We start from the raw sequence: 18,040 nt of genomic DNA, 5'->3' as shown, positions 1-18,040 counted from the left end.
GCCGGACGGGCGGTGTGGGGTGTGGTTAAGTGAATATCGAGCCTGATGCTCGAACGAGGATTTCCCGCCCCGGGAAGACCGTCTGGTCTTGAGGGGTTGGGGGTTGGTCGTTCGGTGGTTTTGGCGAAAGGGAAACACCCGGTCCCATCCCGAACCCGGAAGTTAAGCCTTTCAGCGCCGATGGTACTGCATGGGAGACTGTGTGGGAGAGTAGGACACCGCCGGACTCAACATAACGAATGGCCCCACCTGTCACGGGTGGGGCCATTCGCATTTCTGCGACTGTTTTCCTGCTGCCTTGCCGGTTGTTAGCGGTTTTGCAGGGAGTCAGCGATGGTGAGGGCGCTCGGGGTGAGGGTCGGGTAGCCGTCTTCGATGTCCCAGAGGGCGTTCTGTAGGAGGCGGGCCAGGGTCCAGACGGTCGCGCGGGCGCGGTCGAGGTCCAAGGTCTCGGTGAGCAGGTCGAAGCGGCGGCGGACGGTGCGCCGGGCGTCGCCCTTCGCGACGACGTCGTCCCAGCGGCTGTTGAGGGCGGGCCACAGGTCGAAGCCGGGGTCGCCTGCCAGGGGTTCCGGGTCGATGGCGAGCCAGGGTTCGCGGTCCGCGGCGAGGACGTTGCCGAAGTGCAGGTCCCAGTGGAGCATTCGGTCGCCGGTGTCGTCGAGCAGTTCGGCCACCGCTGACGCCCAGGAGCGCAGGCGTCGCCGGTGGGCCGGGTCGGGCAGGGCGGTGACGGCCCGGGGGACCTGCTCCACCATCGCGCCGGCGACGTCCGCGAGCCTCCGCAGTCCGTCCGGCGCGGGGACGGTCACCAACCGGGCCAGGAGCCCGGCGATGACGCCCATCGCGGCGTCGTCGTCTTCGAGGGACGTCAGGGAGCGGGCGCCGTCGAGCCGTTCGAGGAGCATGGTGCTGCTCTCGGGGTCATGGTCGAGCAGGCGCACGATTCCGTCGCCGTCCCAGGTGCGCAGCCCGATGAGGGCGGCGGTGGTCTCCTCCCTGGGCATCTGGAGTCTGAGGGCCGCGCGTACGCCGTCGCCGCGCGTCACCGGCAGGACGAGCGAGGCTTCCCCGCAGCGGGACGGGCCGTCCAGCGTCAGGTCCCAGCGGTCCAGGAAGTCCGCGGCGAGCGTCGGCAGCGTCGCCAGCCAGGCCGTTCCCGGCTCTCCGAACCCCCGGGCGTAGGAGGCCGCCAGGGCGGCCGGAACCTCGATCGTGTGCGGCGCGCTCATACCGGAGTTCTCTCAGGTCCCGGTTCTGCTGCGCAAACTCTTTGACGTGGGTGGACGGCCGCTAAATCAGGTGCTCCCGTACCTCCGCGAGCTGGTGTTCACCGAGGACGTGGAGGCCGTTGCGGCGGAGAAGTGCGGCGGTGACGCCCGTCCCGGGGCGCGCGGCGCCGGTGAAGGTGCCGTCGTGGACGCGGTGGGTGCCGCAGGAGGGGCTGCCCTCCTTGAGGAGCGCGACGACGGCGTTCCACTGCCGGGCCGTGGCCAGGGCCCGGTGGGCGCCGCGGACGAAGGCGTCGGTCACGTCGTCGCCGGCGTCGGTGAGGATGCGCGCGGTGCCGTCCAGGACGGCCTCGCCCGGGTCGCCGGAGCCCGCGTGGACGATCTCGGCGGGCGGCCGGGGCACGCCCAGCCCACCGGCGACCTCCGGGCAGACCGGGACGATACGGCCCTCGGCCCGCCAGCGGTCGAGCAGCGCGTCCTCGACGGGCTTCGCGCGACCGTCGTAACGGACGGGACGGCCGAGCAGACACGAGCTGACGAGAATCCGCTTCACGTTCACAGCGTAGGCGAGGCCCACGACGTAACACGACGATAACAATCCCGTGCCCGGTCATAAGTATCCACATACGGCGCAATCGCCCGCGATAGCGTCCGAATCCATTCAGGTGGGTGGGCTGGGCAGCAGGTCGCGGGGGTCAGGGATGGTCGGCAGGATACGGGGCCGGACGACCCAGTCGGTAAAGGCGAAGATCTTTCTTCTTCTGTTCCCTCCGCTCACCGCGCTGGTCGTGCTGTGGGGTTTCGCCGCGACGACCGCGCTCTCCGACAGCCTTCGGCAGACGCGCGCCCGGACCTTCGCGACAAAGGTCGCGGAGCCGACCGACGCGCTCATCGCCGCCCTCCAGGACGAGCGCCGCATGTCCCTGTCGTCCCTCGGTGACGACGCCACGATCGGCCGCGCGGGCTTCGTCGCGCAGCGGGTCCGCACCGGGCAGGCCCGCGACGCCTTCCGCCGCTCGGCCGCCGACCCCGCGATCGAGGGCGCGACGCGTCCGGAGACCCGCCGCCGCATGGACCGGCTCGCGTCCGGTCTGTCCGGTCTGGACGCCCTGCGCCAGGCGGTCGACCGCCGCACGATCGACCGCGCGAACGCCATGGCGCGCTACGGCGCCTACATCGACCTGGCGGCCGACGTCTACGACGACGTCCCGTCCAACGACCGCCAGGTGGTCCGCAACACGCGCCTGCTGATCGGCCTGGAGCGCGGACGCGAACAGCTCGCCCGCGAGGACGCGCTCATCACCGGCGTGCTGGCCGCCGGGAAGATCACCGACGAGGAACGCGTCGAGGCGATGCGGCTCGCGGGTGCCCGCCGGGCGATGTACGAGGCGGTCATCCGCGGCCTGGGCGCGCGTGACGCCGCCCGCTACCACGAGATCACCACCGGCGCGGACGCGCTCCGCTTCGAGGAGCTGGAGCGCCGCGTCATGAGCGGCCCCGCCGGCAAGGCGCCGCAGGTGGACGTCGGCGCGTGGCACACGGCCACGGAGGCGATCAGCCGGGAGCTGGCGGACCTGTCCGGGCAGATCCGGGCGGACACGACCGAGCGGACGCAGGAGTCGGCGCGGACGTTCCTGTGGCGGGTGTGGCTCGCGGGCGGCCTCGGCCTGGTCGCGGTGCTGGTCGCGCTGGTGCTCGCCGTCCGCATCGGCCGGACGCTGATCCGGGAGAGCCGGGACCTGGCGGCCACGGTGTCGGCGTTCGCCGCCGAGCGGCTGCCCGCCCGTCTCGACGACGACGCCCCGGCACCGGCGGGCGGCAGCGGCTACACGGTGACCGAGATCCGCCGCATCGGCGACGCGTTCGCCGAGGCGCGCGTCGCGGTGGAGCAGGCGGCGGCGAACGAGCAGGCCGCGCACCGGCGGCTGAACGACGTGTTCGTGACGCTCGCCCGGCGCAACCAGTCGCTGCTGCAACGTCTGCTCGGCATGCTGGAGACGATGCAGCGCCGCACCGAGCGTCCCGACGAGCTGGAGGCGCTGTTCGCGCTCGACCATCTCGCGACGCGGATGCGGCGGCACGCGGAGGGCCTGGTCGTCCTGTCGGGACGGTCGGCGGGCCGCACCTGGCGCGACCCCGTCCGGACGATGGACGTGGCCCGCGCCGCCGCGGCCGAGGTCGAGGACTACATGCGGGTGGACGTGGCTCCGATGGGCCGGACGGCGCTGCGCGGCGCCGCCGTGGCCGACATGATCCACCTGCTGGCGGAGCTGATCGAGAACGCGGCGACGTTCTCGCCGCCGAGCACGACCGTCCGCGTGACGGGTTCGCGGGTGGGCCGGGGTTTCGTGTTCGAGGTGGAGGACGGCGGGCTCGGCCTGGACGCGACGGCGCTGGCCGCGTGCAACGAGCTGCTGGCGACCGACCCGGACGGCGACCTCGGCGACACCGCGCGGCTCGGCCTGTTCGTCGTGGCGCGGCTGGCGGCCCGGCACGGCGTCCAGGTGACGCTGCGGCCGTCGCCGTACGGCGGGGTGACGGCGATCGTGCTGGTCCCGGTCGCGTTGATCGTCGAGCCGGACCGGGTGGACGCGCCTCCGGCGGATACCCCGGCGGGCCTGCCCGCGCGGCGCCGGTACGCGCAGCTCGCCGAGCCGCCGCGCGCGGAGACCGGCCCGCTCGCGGCGCCGGCGGGGGAGACGCGGTCGCCGGAGGCGGCGCAGCGGATGCTCGCGATGCTCCAGAGCGGCTGGGAGCGGGGCCGGGCGGAGACGTCCGACGCGCAGGTGGTGTTCAACGAGCGTCCGGGCGATCCGCAGCCGCCCGCGCCCGGTGGTGAGTGATGCCGGACGGCCCGGACGACCTGTTCGTCGACGACATGGCCGGTCCGGTCGTCCGCCCGTACGCGCTGGCGAAGGGCCGGGCGAGCCACGCGGGCGGCGCCGCGCTGGACCTGGTCGCGACGGTCGGCGCCCGGATGCCGCCGCCCGACCCGGACCTGCTGACGCCCGAGGAGGAGACGATCCTGGCGCTCGTCCCGGCGTCGGTGGCGGAGGTCGCGTCGGAGCTGGCGCTGCCGCTCGGCGTCGTCCGGGTGCTGCTGGGTGATCTGCTGGAACGCCGCCTCATCTCGGTGCGGCGGCCCGACACGACGGGTCAGCCGGACATGACCCTGCTGAAGGACATGATCAATGGTCTCCGTGCGCTGTGACGCGGCGCGGTTGAAGGCTTGGCTCGCGGGGCTGGCGCTGCTGGCGTCGGTCGCGGGCTGTTCGCTGGTGACCGGGGACGCGAACGCGGCCCCGGTGCCGGGCGTGACGGAGCGGCCCTGCCCGTCGCCGGTCAACGAGGGCAACGGCTGCATCTACCTGGGCACGCTGTCGGACCTGTCGACGGGCCCGTTCCGCGCGCTCGGCGTGCCGGTGACGCACGCGCAGCGGGCGTTCTGGGACCGGGTGAACCGCGACGGCGGCATCGGCGGCTACGACATCGACGTCACCACCTACGTCCGGGACACCGGCTACGACCCGCGCCGCCACCTCCAGGCGTATCTGGAGATCAAGGACCGGGTGCTGGCACTGGCGCAGACGCTGGGGACGGCGACGACCGAGGAGATCCTGGGCGACCTGCGGGCGGCGCGGATGCTGGGGGTTCCGGCGTCGTTCTCGTCGCGCTGGGAGTTCGAGGACGTGATGCTGGAGTCGGGTCCGTCGTACTGCTTCCACGCGATGAACGCGATCGACTACATGGTCCGCGAGCATCGGGTGCGGCGGGCGATGAGCGTCCATTTCGCGGGTGACTACGGCAAGGACACGGCGGCCGGGGCGCGGGTCGCGGCGCGCGCGAACGGGCTGCGGTTCCGTGAGGTGGAGACGCCGCCGGGCGAGGGGGCGCAGCGTCCGGCGGTGCGGGAGATCCTGCGGTTCAAGCCGGACGTGGTGATGGTGTCGGCGGGCCCGGCGGAGACGGCGGCGATCGTCGCGCAGGCGTCGGCGGCGGGGTACCGGGGCCGGTTCGCGGGGGAGTACACGACGTGGCACTGGTCGGTGCTGCGGACTCCGGCGGGCGCGGCGATGAAGAAGCACTTCTACGTGCTGGGCTCGTGGAAGCCGTTCGCGACGGACGCGCCGGGGTACGCGGCGATGCGCGGCGCGCTGGGCCGGGTCCGGCCGGACGACACGTTCACGGCGGGCTGGATTCTGTCGTATCCGCTCAAGGCGGTGCTGGAGCGGGCGGCCAAGGCCGGGGAGCTGAACCGCGAGGGCCTGTATCGGGCGCTGCGGCAGACGACGTTCGTCGACTACGAGGGGATCATGCCGGAGGTCGCGGGGAACTTCGCCGGGACGGCGAACACGGCGGCGTTCCGGCAGTCGGTGGTGGCGCGTCCGGACGACCGCCAGTACACGGGCCTGAAGGTGCTCACGGACTACTTCACCGGCCCGACGGCGCGCGCCTACCGGCTGGACGCGCCGTGCAGCCAGAGCTGAGGGGCGGGACGCGGAGCCGTCCCGCCCCGGTACGTCACTTCTGCTGACCGGCGATGCGGCCGACGGCGAGCTGCGCGACGCGCACGGCGCCGCCCGGGTTGAGGCGGACGCCGCGCCAGGCGATGCGGCCGTGCGCGGGGGCGACGATGAGCGCCTTGTTGCGGTCGACGCCGCGGACGATGTCGCGGGCGAGCTTCTCGGCGGTGTAGAGGCGCGGCGACGCCTTCTGGATGTCCTTCTTGGCGTTGCCGCTCATCGGCGTCTCGGGCAGGTCCGGGTTGACGTTGGCGAGGAGCGGCGTGTCGACGAAGCTCGGGCAGACGACGCTGACCTTGACGCCGCGTCCGGCGGCCTCGGCGCGCAGGCCGAGGGACAGGCCGACGACGGCGTGCTTGGTGGCGGTGTAGGGGATGCCGACCGGCATCGGGACGAGCCCGGCGAGCGACGCGGTGTTGACGATGTGCCCGGAGCGCTGCTCCAGCATGATCGGGTAGGCCGCGTGGACGCCGTGCACGACGCCCTTGAGGTTGATGTCGATCGCGCGGTTCCAGTGGTCGAGGGTGAGTTCCTCGGCCAGGCCGCCGATCGCGATGCCCGCGTTGTTGAACACGAGGTCGAGGCGGCCGTGCTCGGCCTTGACCGACCGGTACAGCTCGGTGACGGCGTCGGCGTCGGTGACGTCGAGGGGCAGCGCGGTGGCCTTGCCCTTGCCGAGGGTGTTGAGCTTGTCGGCGACCTTGCGGGCGCCGTCGGCGTTGATGTCGGTGACGACGACGGTGTCGCCGCGGGCGACCAGGGAGGTGGCGATCGCCCGGCCGATGCCGGACGCGCCTCCGGTCACGATCGCGATGCTCATGGGCGGTGCTCCGCTCGTTGCAGGCCGGTGCGCGGGACGCGGTCCCGCGGCGGCGTATTGGATGAGGCGTTCAATTGTGTGGCTGGAGTCTACGTGAGGTGCCGGGAGGTGCGCAGGCTGCCCCTCCCGGCACGTCAGCGCGCCGCGCCGACCTCGAAGTCGCCGGGCGACAGGCGGCGGGTGCGCAGCCAGTAGTTGACGGTCGAGGCGGGCCATGCTGCCCGGTTCGCCCCGTTCTCGTCCAGGTACCAGGAGTCGCAGCCGCCCTTGACCCAGACGGCGCCCTCGGACTTGGCCTGCACCCACGCGTTGAACCGGTCCTGGACCGAGTCGCGCACCGCGATGCGGCTGCCGCCGCCGGACGTCATCATCTCCAGGCAGCGCAGCACGTACCGGACCTGCGCCTCGATCATGAAGATCATCGAGTTGTGGCCGAGGCCCGAGTTCGGGCCGAGCAGCAGGAACAGGTTCGGGAAGCCCGCCACCGAGACGCCCAGGTGCGCCTTGATGCCGTCCCGCCAGGCGTCCTGGATGCGCAGGCCGCGCCGGCCGACGATGTGGGCGTCGGCGAACGCGTCCGTCACGTGGAAGCCGGTGCCGAAGATGATCGCGTCGACCTCGTACTCGGTGCCGTCCCGGGCGACGATCGAGTTCTCCCGGATCTCGGCGATGCCCGCCGTCGTCAGCTCGACGTTGGGGCGGGTCAGCGCCGGGTAGTAGTCGCTGGACACCAGCGTCCGCTTGCAGCCCATCGTGTAGTCGGGCGTGAGCTTGCGGCGCAGGTCCGGGTCGGGGATCTGGCGCCGCAGGTGCCACTGCGCGATGCCGCTGGCCGCCTTGAGCAGGCCCGGGTTCTTGAAGCCGAGGACGAAGCTCTCCTGGAGCAGGTAGATCCCGTTGCGGTAGCCGCGCTGGACGCCCGGCACCCGGCGGAACAGCGTCCGCTCCACCGCCGTGACGCGCCGGTCGGGCTTGGGCATGATCCACGGCGGCGTCCGCTGGAACAGCGTCAGCGAGCCGACCTTCTTCGCGATCTGCGGGACGAACTGGATCGCCGACGCGCCCGTCCCGATCACCGCGACGCGCTTGCCCGTCAGGTCGTAGTCGTGGTCCCACTCCGCCGAGTGGAACGTCGTGCCCCGGAAGGACGACAGGCCCTTCAGGTCGGGGACGGACGGCCTGTGCAGCGGCCCCATGCCCGCCGCGAGGGCCCGTCCGCGCACGACCTCGCCCGGTTCGGCGCCCTCGCCCGCGACGGTGACGCCCCAGGTGTCGGTCGCGTCGTCGTACTCGGCGCCGGTCACCTCGGTCTCGAACCGGATGTGCTGCGCCAGGTCGTACTTGTCGACCACGTGCTTGATGTACTCCAGCAGCTCCGCCTGCTTGGGGAACATCCGCGACCAGTCGGACTTCGGCTCGAACGAGAACGAGTACAGCAGCGACATGATGTCGCAGGCGCAGCCGGGATAGGTGTTCTCCCGCCAGGTGCCGCCGACCTCGGCGGCCTTCTCCAGGATGACGAAGTCGTGCATGCCCGACTTCTTCAGGCCGATCGCCATGCCGAGGCCGGAGAAGCCCGTCCCGACGATGACGACCGTGTACGGGCCGCCGGGCCCGGCGGCCGGCGTCACCACGCCCGCCACGTCAGGCGGCCTTCGCGTGGTCGCTGCGCACCGGGCGGCGCCGCCCCGGCTCGTCCCAGATGCCGAACAGCTTCCACACCCGCTTGTTCACCGGGTTGATCAGGCGCAGCTCGCCCATCAGGTCGCGGATCTTGCCGACCGAGTTGGCGACCTCCGCCATGTGGTCGGGGTCGTCCCGGTACGCGGCGCGGACGACGTCCGCCGGGATGTGGAACCGGCGCACCATCGGGCCGGGCGGCGACAGCATGATCCGCGCCATGACGCCGAGGATGATCGGCGTGGTGAACCCGAGGATGCGGCGCTGCGGCCCGCTCAGGTTCGGCACCCGGTGCTTGAGGTAGTGCCGGGCGAACGAGATGTGCCGGGCCTCCTCCGCGATGTGGATCTTCATGATCGTCTCTTCGAGCGGGTGCTTGATGTGCCCGCCCTTGAGCGACTTGCGCTGCACGTAGTCGATCGGGTCCTCACCGCCGAGCACGAACACGAAGAACAGCTCGGTGCTGACGAGCGGGATCAGCGGCGCGAGCTGCGCGACGAGGTTCAGCGCGCGCGGCATCCCCTTGATCGGCATCTTCGTGCGGTTCACGAACTCCTGGAACATCATCCCGTGGTGACATTCCTCGGTCGTCTCGTGGTAGACGTACCGGAACTCGGGGCGGTTGTTGGGCAGCCGGTAGGCGTAGTTCAGCAGCCCGCGCTTGAGCAGGTTCTCGAACTGGAGCCCGATCTTCATCGCGGTGCCGACCCGCCACAGGCCGATCTGCGCCTGGATCTCCGGCGGCTGCGACTGGTACCACTCCGTCGCGCCCAGCCGGTCGAACTTCGGCAGCGCCCAGCGCGGGTCGTTCTTGTCGACCTGGAAGTCGGGGTCGTCCCACGGGACGTCGGCGTACGCCTCCCAGTGCTTGTCGACCGACGCCTTGTTCAGGCGCTCGATGACGGCGCGGTACGCCTTCTTGCTCTGGACCTGCTCGCGGACTTCCTCGGCGAGCTCGGTGGGGGCCTTGGTCATGGTGACGCTCCCTCGGGGGTGGTGCGGTCGGCGTCGTCGCCGGTCGGGGATGCCGGTGGTGCGTGGCCCGGCTCGGCCGGGTCCACGGGCACCATCAGGCGGGCGATGTTCTTGACCTGGACGAGGACCGCCGCCTGGTGGCCGTCGGCGTCGTCGTCGAGTGCGTTCTGCACGGACAGGCCGACGTACATCGCGAACATGGCGCGGATCAACGTCGGGATGTGGTCGGGCGGCAGGGCGTTGCCGGGGAACAGGCGCTCGAACGTCTCGATGATGACGTCGAGGATGCGCTCGTTCAGGTCCCGGCAGAGGGGACGCAGCTCGGTGTCGGTGCGCGCCGCCACCGCCAGTTCCAGCAGGGCCCGCGCGGGCCGGCCCCGGAAGACCTCCCACAGCAGGTCCAGGGCGCCCTCGACGTTGCGGCGGCCCGGGGGCAGCAGCGCGAACGCCGACTCGTAGGCGACCCGCTGGGCGTCGAGCGTGTGCTCCAGCGCGGCGGCCACCAGATCGTGCTTGGTGCGGTAGTGGTGCTGCTGCGCGCCGCGCGAGACGCCCGCGCGCCGTGCGACCTCGGTGGTGGACGTGCCCGACCAGCCGAGGTCGACCAGGCACTGCATGGTCGCGTCCAGCAGCCGCTGCCGGGTGCGTGACCTGCGCTCCTGCTGGGTGCGGCGCCCGTCGGGCGACCGCCGCGACGCCGAACGATGTCGGCGAGTGCTTACTGACACGTCCCCGACGGTAAGGCCGCGCATACATGCAAGCAAGCCTGCATGTATGTCTCGCGGATCACATCCGATCGGTGCGGTGAACATGCGCGGGAGAAGAGCGGAACGGGCGCGGCGGCTTGATCGGGCGCGGATAGGGTGTGTCCATGCAGGTCACTCAGTCGGCAAAGCTCACGAACGTCGCGTATGACATCAGGGGTCCGGTTCTCAAGCGCGCCAAGCAGCTGGAGGCCGAGGGGAACCGCATCCTGAAACTGCACATCGGCAACCCGGCGCCGTTCGGCTTCGACGCCCCGCCCGAACTCCTCCAGGACATCGTCCGCAACCTGCCCGACGCCCACGGCTACAGCGACTCCAAGGGCATTCTGCCCGCGCGCCGCGCCGTCGTGCAGCGCTGCGAGGAGACCGGTGTCACCGGCGTCGACGTCGAGGACGTCTACCTCGGCAACGGCGTCTCCGAGCTGATCGTCATGACGCTCCAGGGGCTGCTCAACAACGGCGACGAGGTCCTCATCCCCGCTCCCGACTATCCGCTGTGGACGGCGGCGACGTCGCTGTGCGGCGGGCGGCCCGTCCACTACCTGTGCGACGAGCAGGCCAGGTGGGCACCCGACCTCGCCGACATGGAAGCCAAGATCACCGACCGCACCCGCGCGCTCGTGATCATCAACCCGAACAACCCGACCGGCGCCGTCTACCCGCGCCCGGTGCTGGAAGAGATCGTCGAGCTGGCCCGGCGGCACAACCTGATCATCTTCGCCGACGAGATCTACGACCGCATCCTCTACGACGGCGCCGTGCACACCTCGATCGCGTCGCTCGCCCCCGACCTGCTCTGCCTCACCTTCGGCGGGCTGTCCAAGAACTACCGCGTCGCCGGGTTCCGCTCCGGCTGGGTGGTGCTGTCGGGGCCCAAGGAGCACGCCGAGTCCTACATCGAGGGCCTCGACATCCTCGCCAACATGCGGCTGTGCCCGAACGTCCCGGGCCAGCACGCCATCCAGGCCGCGCTCGGCGGTCACCAGAGCATCGACGAACTCGTCCTGCCGACGGGCCGGCTCGGTGAGCAGCGCGACCGCGCCGCCGGGCTCCTCAACGACCTGCCGGGCGTGAGCTGCGTGCGTCCCGACGGCGCCCTGTACGTGTTCCCGCGCCTCGACCCCGAGGTCCACCCGATCGACGACGACGTCCAGTTCGCGTTCGACCTGCTGGAACAGCAGAAGATCCTCGTCGTGCAGGGCACCGGGTTCAACTGGCCCGCGCCCGACCACTTCCGCGTCGTCACGCTGCAGCACGCCGACGAGCTGGAGGAGGCCATCGGCCGCATCGGGGACTTCCTCGCGGCGCGGCGCCGCTGAGGGATGAGGGGTCCTGCTTCGGGGAAGGAGGACCGTTGTTCGTGATCAGGGAGGCCAGTGATGCACACGTTCTCCGGTGAGGGCGCCGTCCCCGAGGAACTCGACCGCGCCGAATGCCTGCGGCTCGTCTCCCCGGGCGGCGTCGGCCGGGTCGCGTTCGACGACGGCGAGGGACCGGCCGTCCTGCCCGTCAACTACGTGGTGGACGGCGAGCGGATCATCTTCCGCACCGGCCTCGGCGGCCGGATCGACTTCAGCCTCACGTCGGTGCTGCGCGGCGCCCGCGTCCGCGTCGCGTTCGAGGTCGACAGCATCGACTTCGACGCCCGCGAGGGCTGGAGCGTCATGCTCCGGGGCGGTGCCTACCACCTCGGCGCCGACGAGATCGCGGAACTGCCCGTCCTCGAACCGTGGCCGAAGGGCGAGAAGGAGTCCTACATCGCCATCGACCCCGTCGAGACGCACGGCCGCCGTCTCGCCCGCTGACCCCTACGCGGACGCCGTCGCGTCCAGGCGGCGCAGGGCGCCCCGGACGACCTGCGGGTCGGTCGTCGCCCAGAACGGCGGCAGCGAGTTCTTCAGGAACGCGCCGTAACGGGCCGTGGCCAGGCGCGGGTCGAGGACGGCGACGACGCCGCGATCGTCCATCGAGCGCAGCAGCCGGCCCGCGCCCTGCGCGAGCAGCAGCGCCGCGTGCGTGGCCGCCACCGCCATGAACCCGTTGCCGCCGTGCGCCGCGACCGCGCGCTGCCGCGCCGACGCCACCGGATCGTCCGGGCGCGGGAACGGGATGCGGTCCATGATGACGAGCTGGAGCGACGGGCCCGGAACGTCCACGCCCTGCCACAGCGACAGCGTGCCGAACAGGCTGGTGCGCTCCTCCTCGGCGAACCGCTGCACGAGCAGCGACGTGGAATCCTCGCCCTGGCACAGCAGCGGATGCGACAGGTGGTCCTTCAGCTCGTCGGCGGCCTGCCGGGCGGCGCGCATGGACGAGAACAGCCCGAGCGTCCGGCCGCCCGCCGCCTCGATCAGCTCGGTGATCTCGGTGAGGTAGGCGTCGGCGAGGCCGTCGCGGCCCGGCTGCGGCAGATGCCGCGCGACGTAGAGGATGCCCGACTTCGGGTGGTCGAACGGGGAGCCGACGTCCAGGGCGGACCAGACGACCTCCTTGGCCGGTTCGCCGTCCTCGGTCGCCGTCGCGGCCAGCCCCTCGGCGGCCGTCCTGGCGTCCCGGGTGGCGGCCTCACCGATCGGCGGCAGGCCCCACTGCCGGGCCAGCGGCTCGAACGAGCCGCCGAGCGTCAGCGTCGCCGACGTCAGCACCGCCGTGCGCCGCTCGAACAGCGTCGTGCGCAGCAGCCCGCCCACGCCGATCGGCGCCACATGCAGGGACGGCGGCCGCTTCGGGCGGCCCTCGGGCGCGAACGGCTTGGCGAGCCACACCACGTCGAACCGGGCGGAGAACTCCGGGACGAACGCCTCCAGCAGGCGGCCCGCCGTGTCGTGCACGTCGTCCAGCGCCGACCGCGCCGCCTTGCGGGCGCCCGCCGCGGCCGGGTCGGCGTCGCGGCTCTCGGGGCCGATCGCCGTCCGGCACGCGTGCGCGGTGTCGCGGACGACGGCGAGCGTGGTGGCCAGCGGATGCGGCAGCACGTCCATGCGGCCCTCGGAGGCGTCGTCCAGCAGTGCGCCGAGCGCCTCGCCCGCCTCGCGCAGCCGGTCGGCGACGGACTCCTCGACCAGCCGCCCGCAGCGCTTGGCCGCCGCCTCGACGCCGGGGCCGCTCAGCTCGCCGGTCGCGACGGAGGTGACGCGGTCGACCAGCTCGTGCGCCTCGTCGACGATGACCACGTCGTGCTCGGGCAGGACCTGGAACTCCTCCAGCGCGTCGATCGCCAGCAGCGCGTGATTGGTGACGACGATGTGCGCCTCGCCCGCGTCGGCGCGGGCGCGTTCGGCGAAGCACTCGGTGCCCTGCGGGCAGCGCGCCGCGCCCAGGCACTCGCGCGCCGACACCGCGACCTGCCGCCACGCCTGCTCGCTGACGCCGGGGACCAGCTCGTCGCGGTCGCCGGTGGTGGTCTCGTCGGCCCAGTCGTTCAGGCGGGCGACCTGGCGGCCCAGGCCGGAGAGCTGCTGGGGGTCGAACAGACCCGCGTCCTCGGGCTCGTCGGGCGCTCCGGTCTGCACGCGGTGCAGGCACAGGTAGTTGCGGCGGCCCTTGAGGATCGCGAACTTCGGCTCGGCGGCCAGGTGCGGGCGCAGCGCCTCGGCCAGCCGGGGGAGGTCGCGGTCGACGAGCTGGCGCTGGAGCGCGATCGTCGCGGTGGACACCACGACCGTCGTGTTCTTCGTGATCGCGTGCAGCAGCGCGGGGACCAGGTAGGCGAGCGACTTGCCGGTGCCCGTCCCGGCCTGCGCGGCGACGTGCTCGCCGGTGGCCAGGGCGTGCGCGACCGCCTCGGCCATCGCGACCTGGCCCTTGCGTTCGGTGCCGCCGACGGCGTCGACGGCGGCGCCGAGCAGCGCGGACAGGTCGGGCGGGTCGGTGCTGAGCAGGTGAGGGGCTGGCACGTCGGCCAACGCTACCGGCCCGGAGCGCGCGGCGCGCGCGGACGCCGTGAGCTGGATCACGTGGCCACACGGTCATCCCGCCCGGAATACTGCAAGTGTTCGCTTATCGGGGGGTCATCGGGAATGTCCGCATCATCGCTGTCCGCCCGTGCCCGGGCCAAGTTCGCCGCCATCGGCGCGGGCGCGATCCTGGCCGCCGCCGCGCTCGTCGTCGTCCCGTCCCTGCCGGACGGCGGGCAGGCCCGCTACACCGCGACGTTCGGCCGGGCCGGGCAGGGGCTGGACGAGAAGTCCGACGTCAAGGTGCGCGGGATGGCCGTGGGGCGCGTCGAGGCCGTCGAGCTGCGTCCTGACGGGCGGGTGCGCGTGCGGCTGCGCGTGGACGGCGACCTGCGCGTCCCCCGCGCCACCGAGGCCCGCGTCGACCCCGTCTCGGTCTTCGGGCCCAAGGAGATCTCCCTCGACTTCGGCGACCGCGCCGGACCCGCACTGCGGGACGGCGAGGCCATCGCCCGCACCCGCGACGCGTCCGACCCCGCCGACACCGCCTGGCCCGCCTACCGGCTCACCCGCGCCCTCGACCCGCAGGACCTCGCCACCCTCACGCACACCTTCGCCGCCGGGCTCTCCGGCCGCGGACCGGCACTGCGGCGCACGATCGGCAACACCGCGACCGTCGTGGACGGCACGCACGCCAACCGGGCCGTCCTCCAGGGGCTCATCCGCGACATCACCGGCGTCTCCGGCGTACTCGGGACGCGCGGCGACGAGATCGTCCGCACCACCGGCGACCTCGCCGACCTCAGCAGCCTTCCCGACGACCGCATGGGCGCGCTGCTCGACGAGACCGCCCGGCTCGCCGCCACCGTCGGCGGCACGCTCGACCGGCGCGGCGCCGACCTCGGCCGCCTCGTCGACGGCGCCGCCGGGGCCGCCGGCGTCCTCAACGCCGCCGGGCCCGACCTGATCCAGCTCATCGCCGGGCTGGAGGGCTTCTTCGGCGGCATCGCCGCGATCATGCACGTCGACGGGCCCGCGCGGACGAGCCCCGCCATGCTGCGCGTGCCGCTCTCGCCGGACATCTGCTCGCTCATCGTCGACCTGTGCCCCCGCAGCCCCGCCGCGCCCTGACATCGGCCAGGATGGGGGCGTGTCCGCTGAGAGAGAAGTCCTCACCTGGGACCTGTTCGGCATCGCCGCCCGCGAGCTGGCCCGCTCGGTCGCCGGCAGCGGATACCGGCCCGACCTGATCCTGTCGATCGCGCGCGGCGGGCTGTTCGTCGCCGGAGCCCTCGGCTACGCGCTCGACGTGAAGAACCTGCACGTCATGAACGTCGAGTTCTACACCGGCGTCGACCAGCGTCTCGACATGCCCGTCATGCTGCCGCCTACGCCGAGCGCGGTGGACCTGTCCGGCGCCCGCGTCCTGGTCGCCGACGACGTCGCCGACACCGGGGCCACGCTCCGGCTCGTCCGTGACTTCTGCGCCGACCACGTCGCCGACGTGCGCTGCGCCGTCGTCTACGAGAAGCCGCGCTCCGCGGTCAAGTGCGAGTACGTCTGGAAGCACACCGACCGGTGGATCAACTTTCCCTGGTCGACCGAGCCTCCGGTCGTGAGCCGCGACGGTCAGGTTCTCGACGCCTAGGACGAAGCACCCGATGGCGGGCGGCTTGCGACGGTCGGGTTCGGGGTGCGGCGGGCGGGATCGGCGGTGGCGTCGGGGGATCGGGGCGTGAGCGTCCGGTCCCGTCGTCCACAGGTGCGGATCGGGTTTCGGAATCGTGTGACGGCTGCGTCACGCTCGGTGCATGAACGAGATCCTGAAGATCCGCAACGCGCAGGACGCGATCGCCGCCATCCCGTACCTGCTGGGGTTCCATCCGTCCGACAGCCTGGTGTGCCTGGCCTTCGACGGACCGCGCGGCACGTGCGCCGTCCGGCAGGACCTCGACGACGCCGACGACCATGTCGCCGCCGTCGTCGCGCGCAACGGGTTCCGGCGCGCGCTCCTGCTCGGCTACGGCGACGCGGCCCGGGTGTCGGCCGCCGCCGACGTCGCGCGGCGGGCGCTCGGCGCGCGGGGCGTCGAGGTCCTCGACGCGCTGCGCGTCGCGGACGGCCGCTGGTGGTCGCTGCACTGCGCCCGTGAGACATGCTGCCCGCCCGAGGGGCGGCCGTGCGCCCCGCAGGAGACCGAAGTCGCGGCGACGGCCGTCTACGCGGGCCACGTGGCGCTGGCCGACCGCTCGTCGCTCGCGTCGACCCTCGCGCCGGTCACGGGTGCGTCCCGCGCGGCGATGCGCGCCGCCACGGTCGCGGCCGAGGCCCGGCTGACGGCGTGGGCGAACGCGTCCGGCGGCGCGCCGCTGTCCGACGCGGCCGAGGCCCGGCTGACCGGCTGGGCGAACGCGTCCGGCGGCACGCCGTTGTCCGAGCGCGTCGTCGCCGAGGGGGTTCCGCTGGTCGCGCGCCTCACCGACCGCTGCCGCGCGGGCGAGGCTCCGCCGCCGGACGCCGAGGCGGCCTGGCTCACGGTGCTGCTGACGTCGATCCGCGTTCGCGACGAGGCGTGGGTCCGCATCGACCCCGACGCCCCGTCCGCCGACATCGCCTTCTGGCGCGACCTCACCCGCCGCGCCGAACGCCGCTACCGCGCCGCCCCGGCGTCCCTCCTGGCCTTCGCCGCCCACCTGGCGGGCGACGGCGTCCTCGCCAACCTGGCCCTCGACGAGGCCACCAAGTCCGACCCCGCCTACTCCATGTCCGCCCTCCTCCGCACCGCCCTGACCCACGGCCTCCCACCCAAGTCCACCCGCCTCAACCTGACCCCCACCGACCTCGCCACCCTCTACTCAACAACCCCCGACCCCCCACCCACCTGACACTCCAAGGAACACACCACGAGCACTGCCACCACGAGCCGAGGCCACAGCCCCACCGAAAGGCAACAAAGCACCGGCGAAACGGCAAACGTCCCTGCGCACTCGGATCATCGCAGCGACGAGCGACGAGCGACGAGCCAAGAGCGCCAGCGCTGACCGCCGAACGGCCCCACCAAGGCAGGCGCTCTGCGTCGGCGCGCCCCGGTGCCGCCGCCCGCCGGGGCCTAGGCGCGAACCGCAGGGGCAGCGGGCGTGGCCGGGGGCGGGGCGGCGGGGTCGAGGGAGAGGCGGCGGAAAGCGGGGAGGGGCTGTGGAGGGCGGAGAGGGAGGGGTTAGGAGGAGACGGCTTCGCCGGGGGTGCCTGGGTCTAGGCGGCGGGTGGGGTTGCGGGCGTTCCAGGCGCGCATGCGGGGTGGGTAGCCGACGATCTGGACGTCGTAGACCGGGAGGCCGAGGTCGTGGGCGACCTTGCCGATGACGCGGGGGGAGCCGACGCGGCGGCGGGTCCACTCGCCGTCGTGGGCTACGGCGACCGCGGTGGTGTCGGTCGCGAAGGTGGCGGGCTCGACGAAGAACTCGACGCCGCGTCGGTCGCGGGCGAAGGCGATCAGCGCCTTGACGTCGTCGTCGGTGGCCGTGCGGTCGAACTTCGTCACCGACGCGCCACGGTTCTTGCGGAGCCCGAATCGGTCACGGAACCTCATCGCGTTCCCGTCCCTTGCGCCGCCGCCCCGGACCGGCTCCGGGGTCACTGAGCGAGTACGAAGATAACGATGCGAGTTGACCAAATGGTTCCCGACACGCCCCATTCGTCACCCGTCCGACGATCTACACTTACCCGGTCTCGCTTGATCACCCAGGGAGTCGGACTGTGGCGCGTGTCCCTCGGCAAGGGCTGACCGCCCTCCCCCTGATCACCTGCGCCGCCCTCAGCGCCCTAGCCCAGCCGACCTCACCCCTCCCCACCCCGCCCACGACGACCCGGCCGACGTCGGCCCCCTCCACCACCCCACCGTCGACAATCCCGCCCCCGAACGCCCCGCCCGCGACGACACCGCCCCCGAACGCGCCTCCCGTTGACGCGCCTCCTGTAAGCGCATCGCCCCCACCGCCGCCGCCCGGAACGGCACCGTCCGCGCAAGCTCCGCCCGTACCCGCGCCGCCTGCGAACACGCCGCCCGTGAGCGCGTCGGCTGCGAGCACGCCGCCCGTGAGCGCGTCGGCTGCGAGCACGCCGCCCGTGAGCGCGTCGGCTGCGAGCACGC

At 72.7% G+C, this 18,040-nt stretch carries 16 protein-coding genes, 1 rRNA gene and 1 pseudogene; 9 read left to right on the top strand and 9 right to left on the bottom strand.

The window, feature by feature from the left end; translation table 11 throughout:
* Nucleotides 1-110 precede the first annotated feature (110 nt).
* A 5S ribosomal RNA gene (gene rrf, locus C229_RS0128815) occupies nucleotides 111-227 on the top strand.
* Between the two features lie 81 nt (nucleotides 228-308).
* Here rrf and C229_RS0128810 read toward each other — a convergent pair.
* Both C229_RS0128810 and C229_RS0128805 read right to left on the bottom strand, forming a co-directional pair.
* Nucleotides 309-1,232 (bottom strand): aminoglycoside phosphotransferase family protein, encoded by a 924-nt coding sequence (locus tag C229_RS0128810; RefSeq protein WP_018658590.1) that lies wholly within the window; start codon nucleotides 1,230-1,232, stop codon nucleotides 309-311.
* 61 nt (nucleotides 1,233-1,293) lie between these two features.
* The gene (locus C229_RS0128805) at nucleotides 1,294-1,785 is read right to left on the bottom strand and encodes a 2-thiouracil desulfurase family protein (RefSeq protein WP_033424913.1); all 492 of its coding nucleotides are present in this window, start codon (nucleotides 1,783-1,785) and stop codon (nucleotides 1,294-1,296) included.
* Between the two features lie 148 nt (nucleotides 1,786-1,933).
* Here C229_RS0128805 and C229_RS32220 point away from each other — a divergent pair, with 148 nt between their 5' ends.
* Genes C229_RS32220 through C229_RS0128790 form a run of 3 tightly spaced genes read left to right on the top strand, consistent with a single transcriptional unit; the run spans nucleotide 1,934 to nucleotide 5,719 of the window.
* Nucleotides 1,934-4,075, top strand: coding sequence for a sensor histidine kinase (locus tag C229_RS32220; RefSeq protein WP_018658588.1), 2,142 nt, complete (start codon nucleotides 1,934-1,936; stop codon nucleotides 4,073-4,075).
* Entirely contained in the window at nucleotides 4,075-4,443 is a 369-nt protein-coding gene (locus C229_RS0128795; protein ID WP_018658587.1) for a DUF742 domain-containing protein, read from the top strand. Before C229_RS32220 ends, C229_RS0128795 begins: the two co-directional genes overlap by 1 nt.
* Complete coding sequence (locus tag C229_RS0128790; RefSeq protein WP_018658586.1) at nucleotides 4,424-5,719, top strand: ABC transporter substrate-binding protein; 1,296 nt, start codon at nucleotides 4,424-4,426, stop codon at nucleotides 5,717-5,719. Before C229_RS0128795 ends, C229_RS0128790 begins: the two co-directional genes overlap by 20 nt.
* A 34-nt stretch (nucleotides 5,720-5,753) precedes the next feature.
* On the opposite strand, the gene C229_RS0128785 is transcribed toward C229_RS0128790, so the two are convergent.
* From C229_RS0128785 to C229_RS32215, 4 genes are all read right to left on the bottom strand, one after another.
* On the bottom strand, nucleotides 5,754-6,575 hold the full coding sequence (locus tag C229_RS0128785) for an SDR family NAD(P)-dependent oxidoreductase (protein WP_018658585.1): 822 nt from the start codon (nucleotides 6,573-6,575) through the stop codon (nucleotides 5,754-5,756).
* Between the two features lie 134 nt (nucleotides 6,576-6,709).
* A complete protein-coding gene (locus C229_RS0128780) occupies nucleotides 6,710-8,209 on the bottom strand; it encodes a flavin-containing monooxygenase (RefSeq protein WP_018658584.1) in 1,500 nt (499 codons plus the stop codon).
* A 10-nt stretch (nucleotides 8,210-8,219) separates the two neighbouring features.
* Complete coding sequence (locus C229_RS0128775) at nucleotides 8,220-9,230, bottom strand: AurF N-oxygenase family protein (protein ID WP_018658583.1); 1,011 nt, start codon at nucleotides 9,228-9,230, stop codon at nucleotides 8,220-8,222.
* Entirely contained in the window at nucleotides 9,227-9,958 is a 732-nt protein-coding gene (locus tag C229_RS32215; RefSeq protein ID WP_240487414.1) for a TetR/AcrR family transcriptional regulator, read from the bottom strand. The genes C229_RS0128775 and C229_RS32215 overlap by 4 nt, the downstream gene beginning before the upstream one ends.
* 143 nt (nucleotides 9,959-10,101) lie before the next feature.
* Here C229_RS32215 and C229_RS0128765 point away from each other — a divergent pair, with 143 nt between their 5' ends.
* A complete protein-coding gene (locus C229_RS0128765; protein WP_018658581.1) occupies nucleotides 10,102-11,313 on the top strand; it encodes a pyridoxal phosphate-dependent aminotransferase in 1,212 nt (403 codons plus the stop codon).
* A gap of 60 nt (nucleotides 11,314-11,373) precedes the next feature.
* On the top strand, nucleotides 11,374-11,799 hold the full coding sequence (locus C229_RS0128760) for a pyridoxamine 5'-phosphate oxidase family protein (protein WP_018658580.1): 426 nt from the start codon (nucleotides 11,374-11,376) through the stop codon (nucleotides 11,797-11,799).
* Nucleotides 11,800-11,802: 3 nt separating this feature from the next.
* Here C229_RS0128760 and C229_RS0128755 read toward each other — a convergent pair whose 3' ends face one another.
* On the bottom strand, nucleotides 11,803-13,890 hold the full coding sequence (locus C229_RS0128755; protein WP_026314251.1) for an ATP-dependent DNA helicase: 2,088 nt from the start codon (nucleotides 13,888-13,890) through the stop codon (nucleotides 11,803-11,805).
* Nucleotides 13,891-14,013: 123 nt separating this feature from the next.
* Here C229_RS0128755 and C229_RS0128750 point away from each other — a divergent pair, with 123 nt between their 5' ends.
* The 3 genes from C229_RS0128750 to C229_RS0128740 all read left to right on the top strand — a co-directional run bounded on the left by C229_RS0128750 (nucleotide 14,014) and on the right by C229_RS0128740 (nucleotide 16,775).
* A complete protein-coding gene (locus tag C229_RS0128750; protein ID WP_018658578.1) occupies nucleotides 14,014-15,021 on the top strand; it encodes an MlaD family protein in 1,008 nt (335 codons plus the stop codon).
* Between the two features lie 19 nt (nucleotides 15,022-15,040).
* Complete coding sequence (locus C229_RS0128745) at nucleotides 15,041-15,538, top strand: phosphoribosyltransferase (RefSeq protein ID WP_018658577.1); 498 nt, start codon at nucleotides 15,041-15,043, stop codon at nucleotides 15,536-15,538.
* A gap of 163 nt (nucleotides 15,539-15,701) precedes the next feature.
* Complete coding sequence (locus C229_RS0128740) at nucleotides 15,702-16,775, top strand: DUF4192 domain-containing protein (protein WP_018658576.1); 1,074 nt, start codon at nucleotides 15,702-15,704, stop codon at nucleotides 16,773-16,775.
* A gap of 332 nt (nucleotides 16,776-17,107) precedes the next feature.
* Here C229_RS0128740 and C229_RS0128735 read toward each other — a convergent pair whose 3' ends face one another.
* Together C229_RS0128735 and C229_RS35155 are read right to left on the bottom strand one after the other, a co-directional pair.
* The gene (locus C229_RS0128735) at nucleotides 17,108-17,479 is read right to left on the bottom strand and encodes a hypothetical protein (protein ID WP_018658575.1); all 372 of its coding nucleotides are present in this window, start codon (nucleotides 17,477-17,479) and stop codon (nucleotides 17,108-17,110) included.
* Between the two features lie 148 nt (nucleotides 17,480-17,627).
* A pseudogene (locus tag C229_RS35155) lies at nucleotides 17,628-18,040 on the bottom strand (hypothetical protein); the annotation flags it as partial.

Origin of the sequence: Actinomadura flavalba DSM 45200 (assembly GCF_000374305.1) — a bacterium.
GTDB lineage: Bacteria > Actinomycetota > Actinomycetes > Streptosporangiales > Streptosporangiaceae > Spirillospora > Spirillospora flavalba.
Note: the sequence above shows the minus strand (reverse complement) of the source record. Positions and strands in the feature narration are given on the sequence as shown.

Bases quoted from the DNA above. Each gene is read 5' to 3' on its own strand.
- C229_RS0128810 (WP_018658590.1), bottom strand. From the start codon at position 1,232: ATGAGCGCGCCGCACACGATCGAGGTTCCGGCCGCCCTGGCGGCCTCC.
- C229_RS32220 (WP_018658588.1), top strand. From the start codon at position 1,934: ATGGTCGGCAGGATACGGGGCCGGACGACCCAGTCGGTAAAGGCGAAG.
- C229_RS0128795 (WP_018658587.1), top strand. From the start codon at position 4,075: ATGCCGGACGGCCCGGACGACCTGTTCGTCGACGACATGGCCGGTCCG.
- C229_RS0128790 (WP_018658586.1), top strand. From the start codon at position 4,424: ATGGTCTCCGTGCGCTGTGACGCGGCGCGGTTGAAGGCTTGGCTCGCG.
- C229_RS0128785 (WP_018658585.1), bottom strand. From the start codon at position 6,575: ATGAGCATCGCGATCGTGACCGGAGGCGCGTCCGGCATCGGCCGGGCG.
- C229_RS0128775 (WP_018658583.1), bottom strand. From the start codon at position 9,230: ATGACCAAGGCCCCCACCGAGCTCGCCGAGGAAGTCCGCGAGCAGGTC.
- C229_RS0128765 (WP_018658581.1), top strand. From the start codon at position 10,102: ATGCAGGTCACTCAGTCGGCAAAGCTCACGAACGTCGCGTATGACATC.
- C229_RS0128760 (WP_018658580.1), top strand. From the start codon at position 11,374: ATGCACACGTTCTCCGGTGAGGGCGCCGTCCCCGAGGAACTCGACCGC.
- C229_RS0128750 (WP_018658578.1), top strand. From the start codon at position 14,014: ATGTCCGCATCATCGCTGTCCGCCCGTGCCCGGGCCAAGTTCGCCGCC.
- C229_RS0128740 (WP_018658576.1), top strand. From the start codon at position 15,702: ATGAACGAGATCCTGAAGATCCGCAACGCGCAGGACGCGATCGCCGCC.
- C229_RS0128735 (WP_018658575.1), bottom strand. From the start codon at position 17,479: ATGAGGTTCCGTGACCGATTCGGGCTCCGCAAGAACCGTGGCGCGTCG.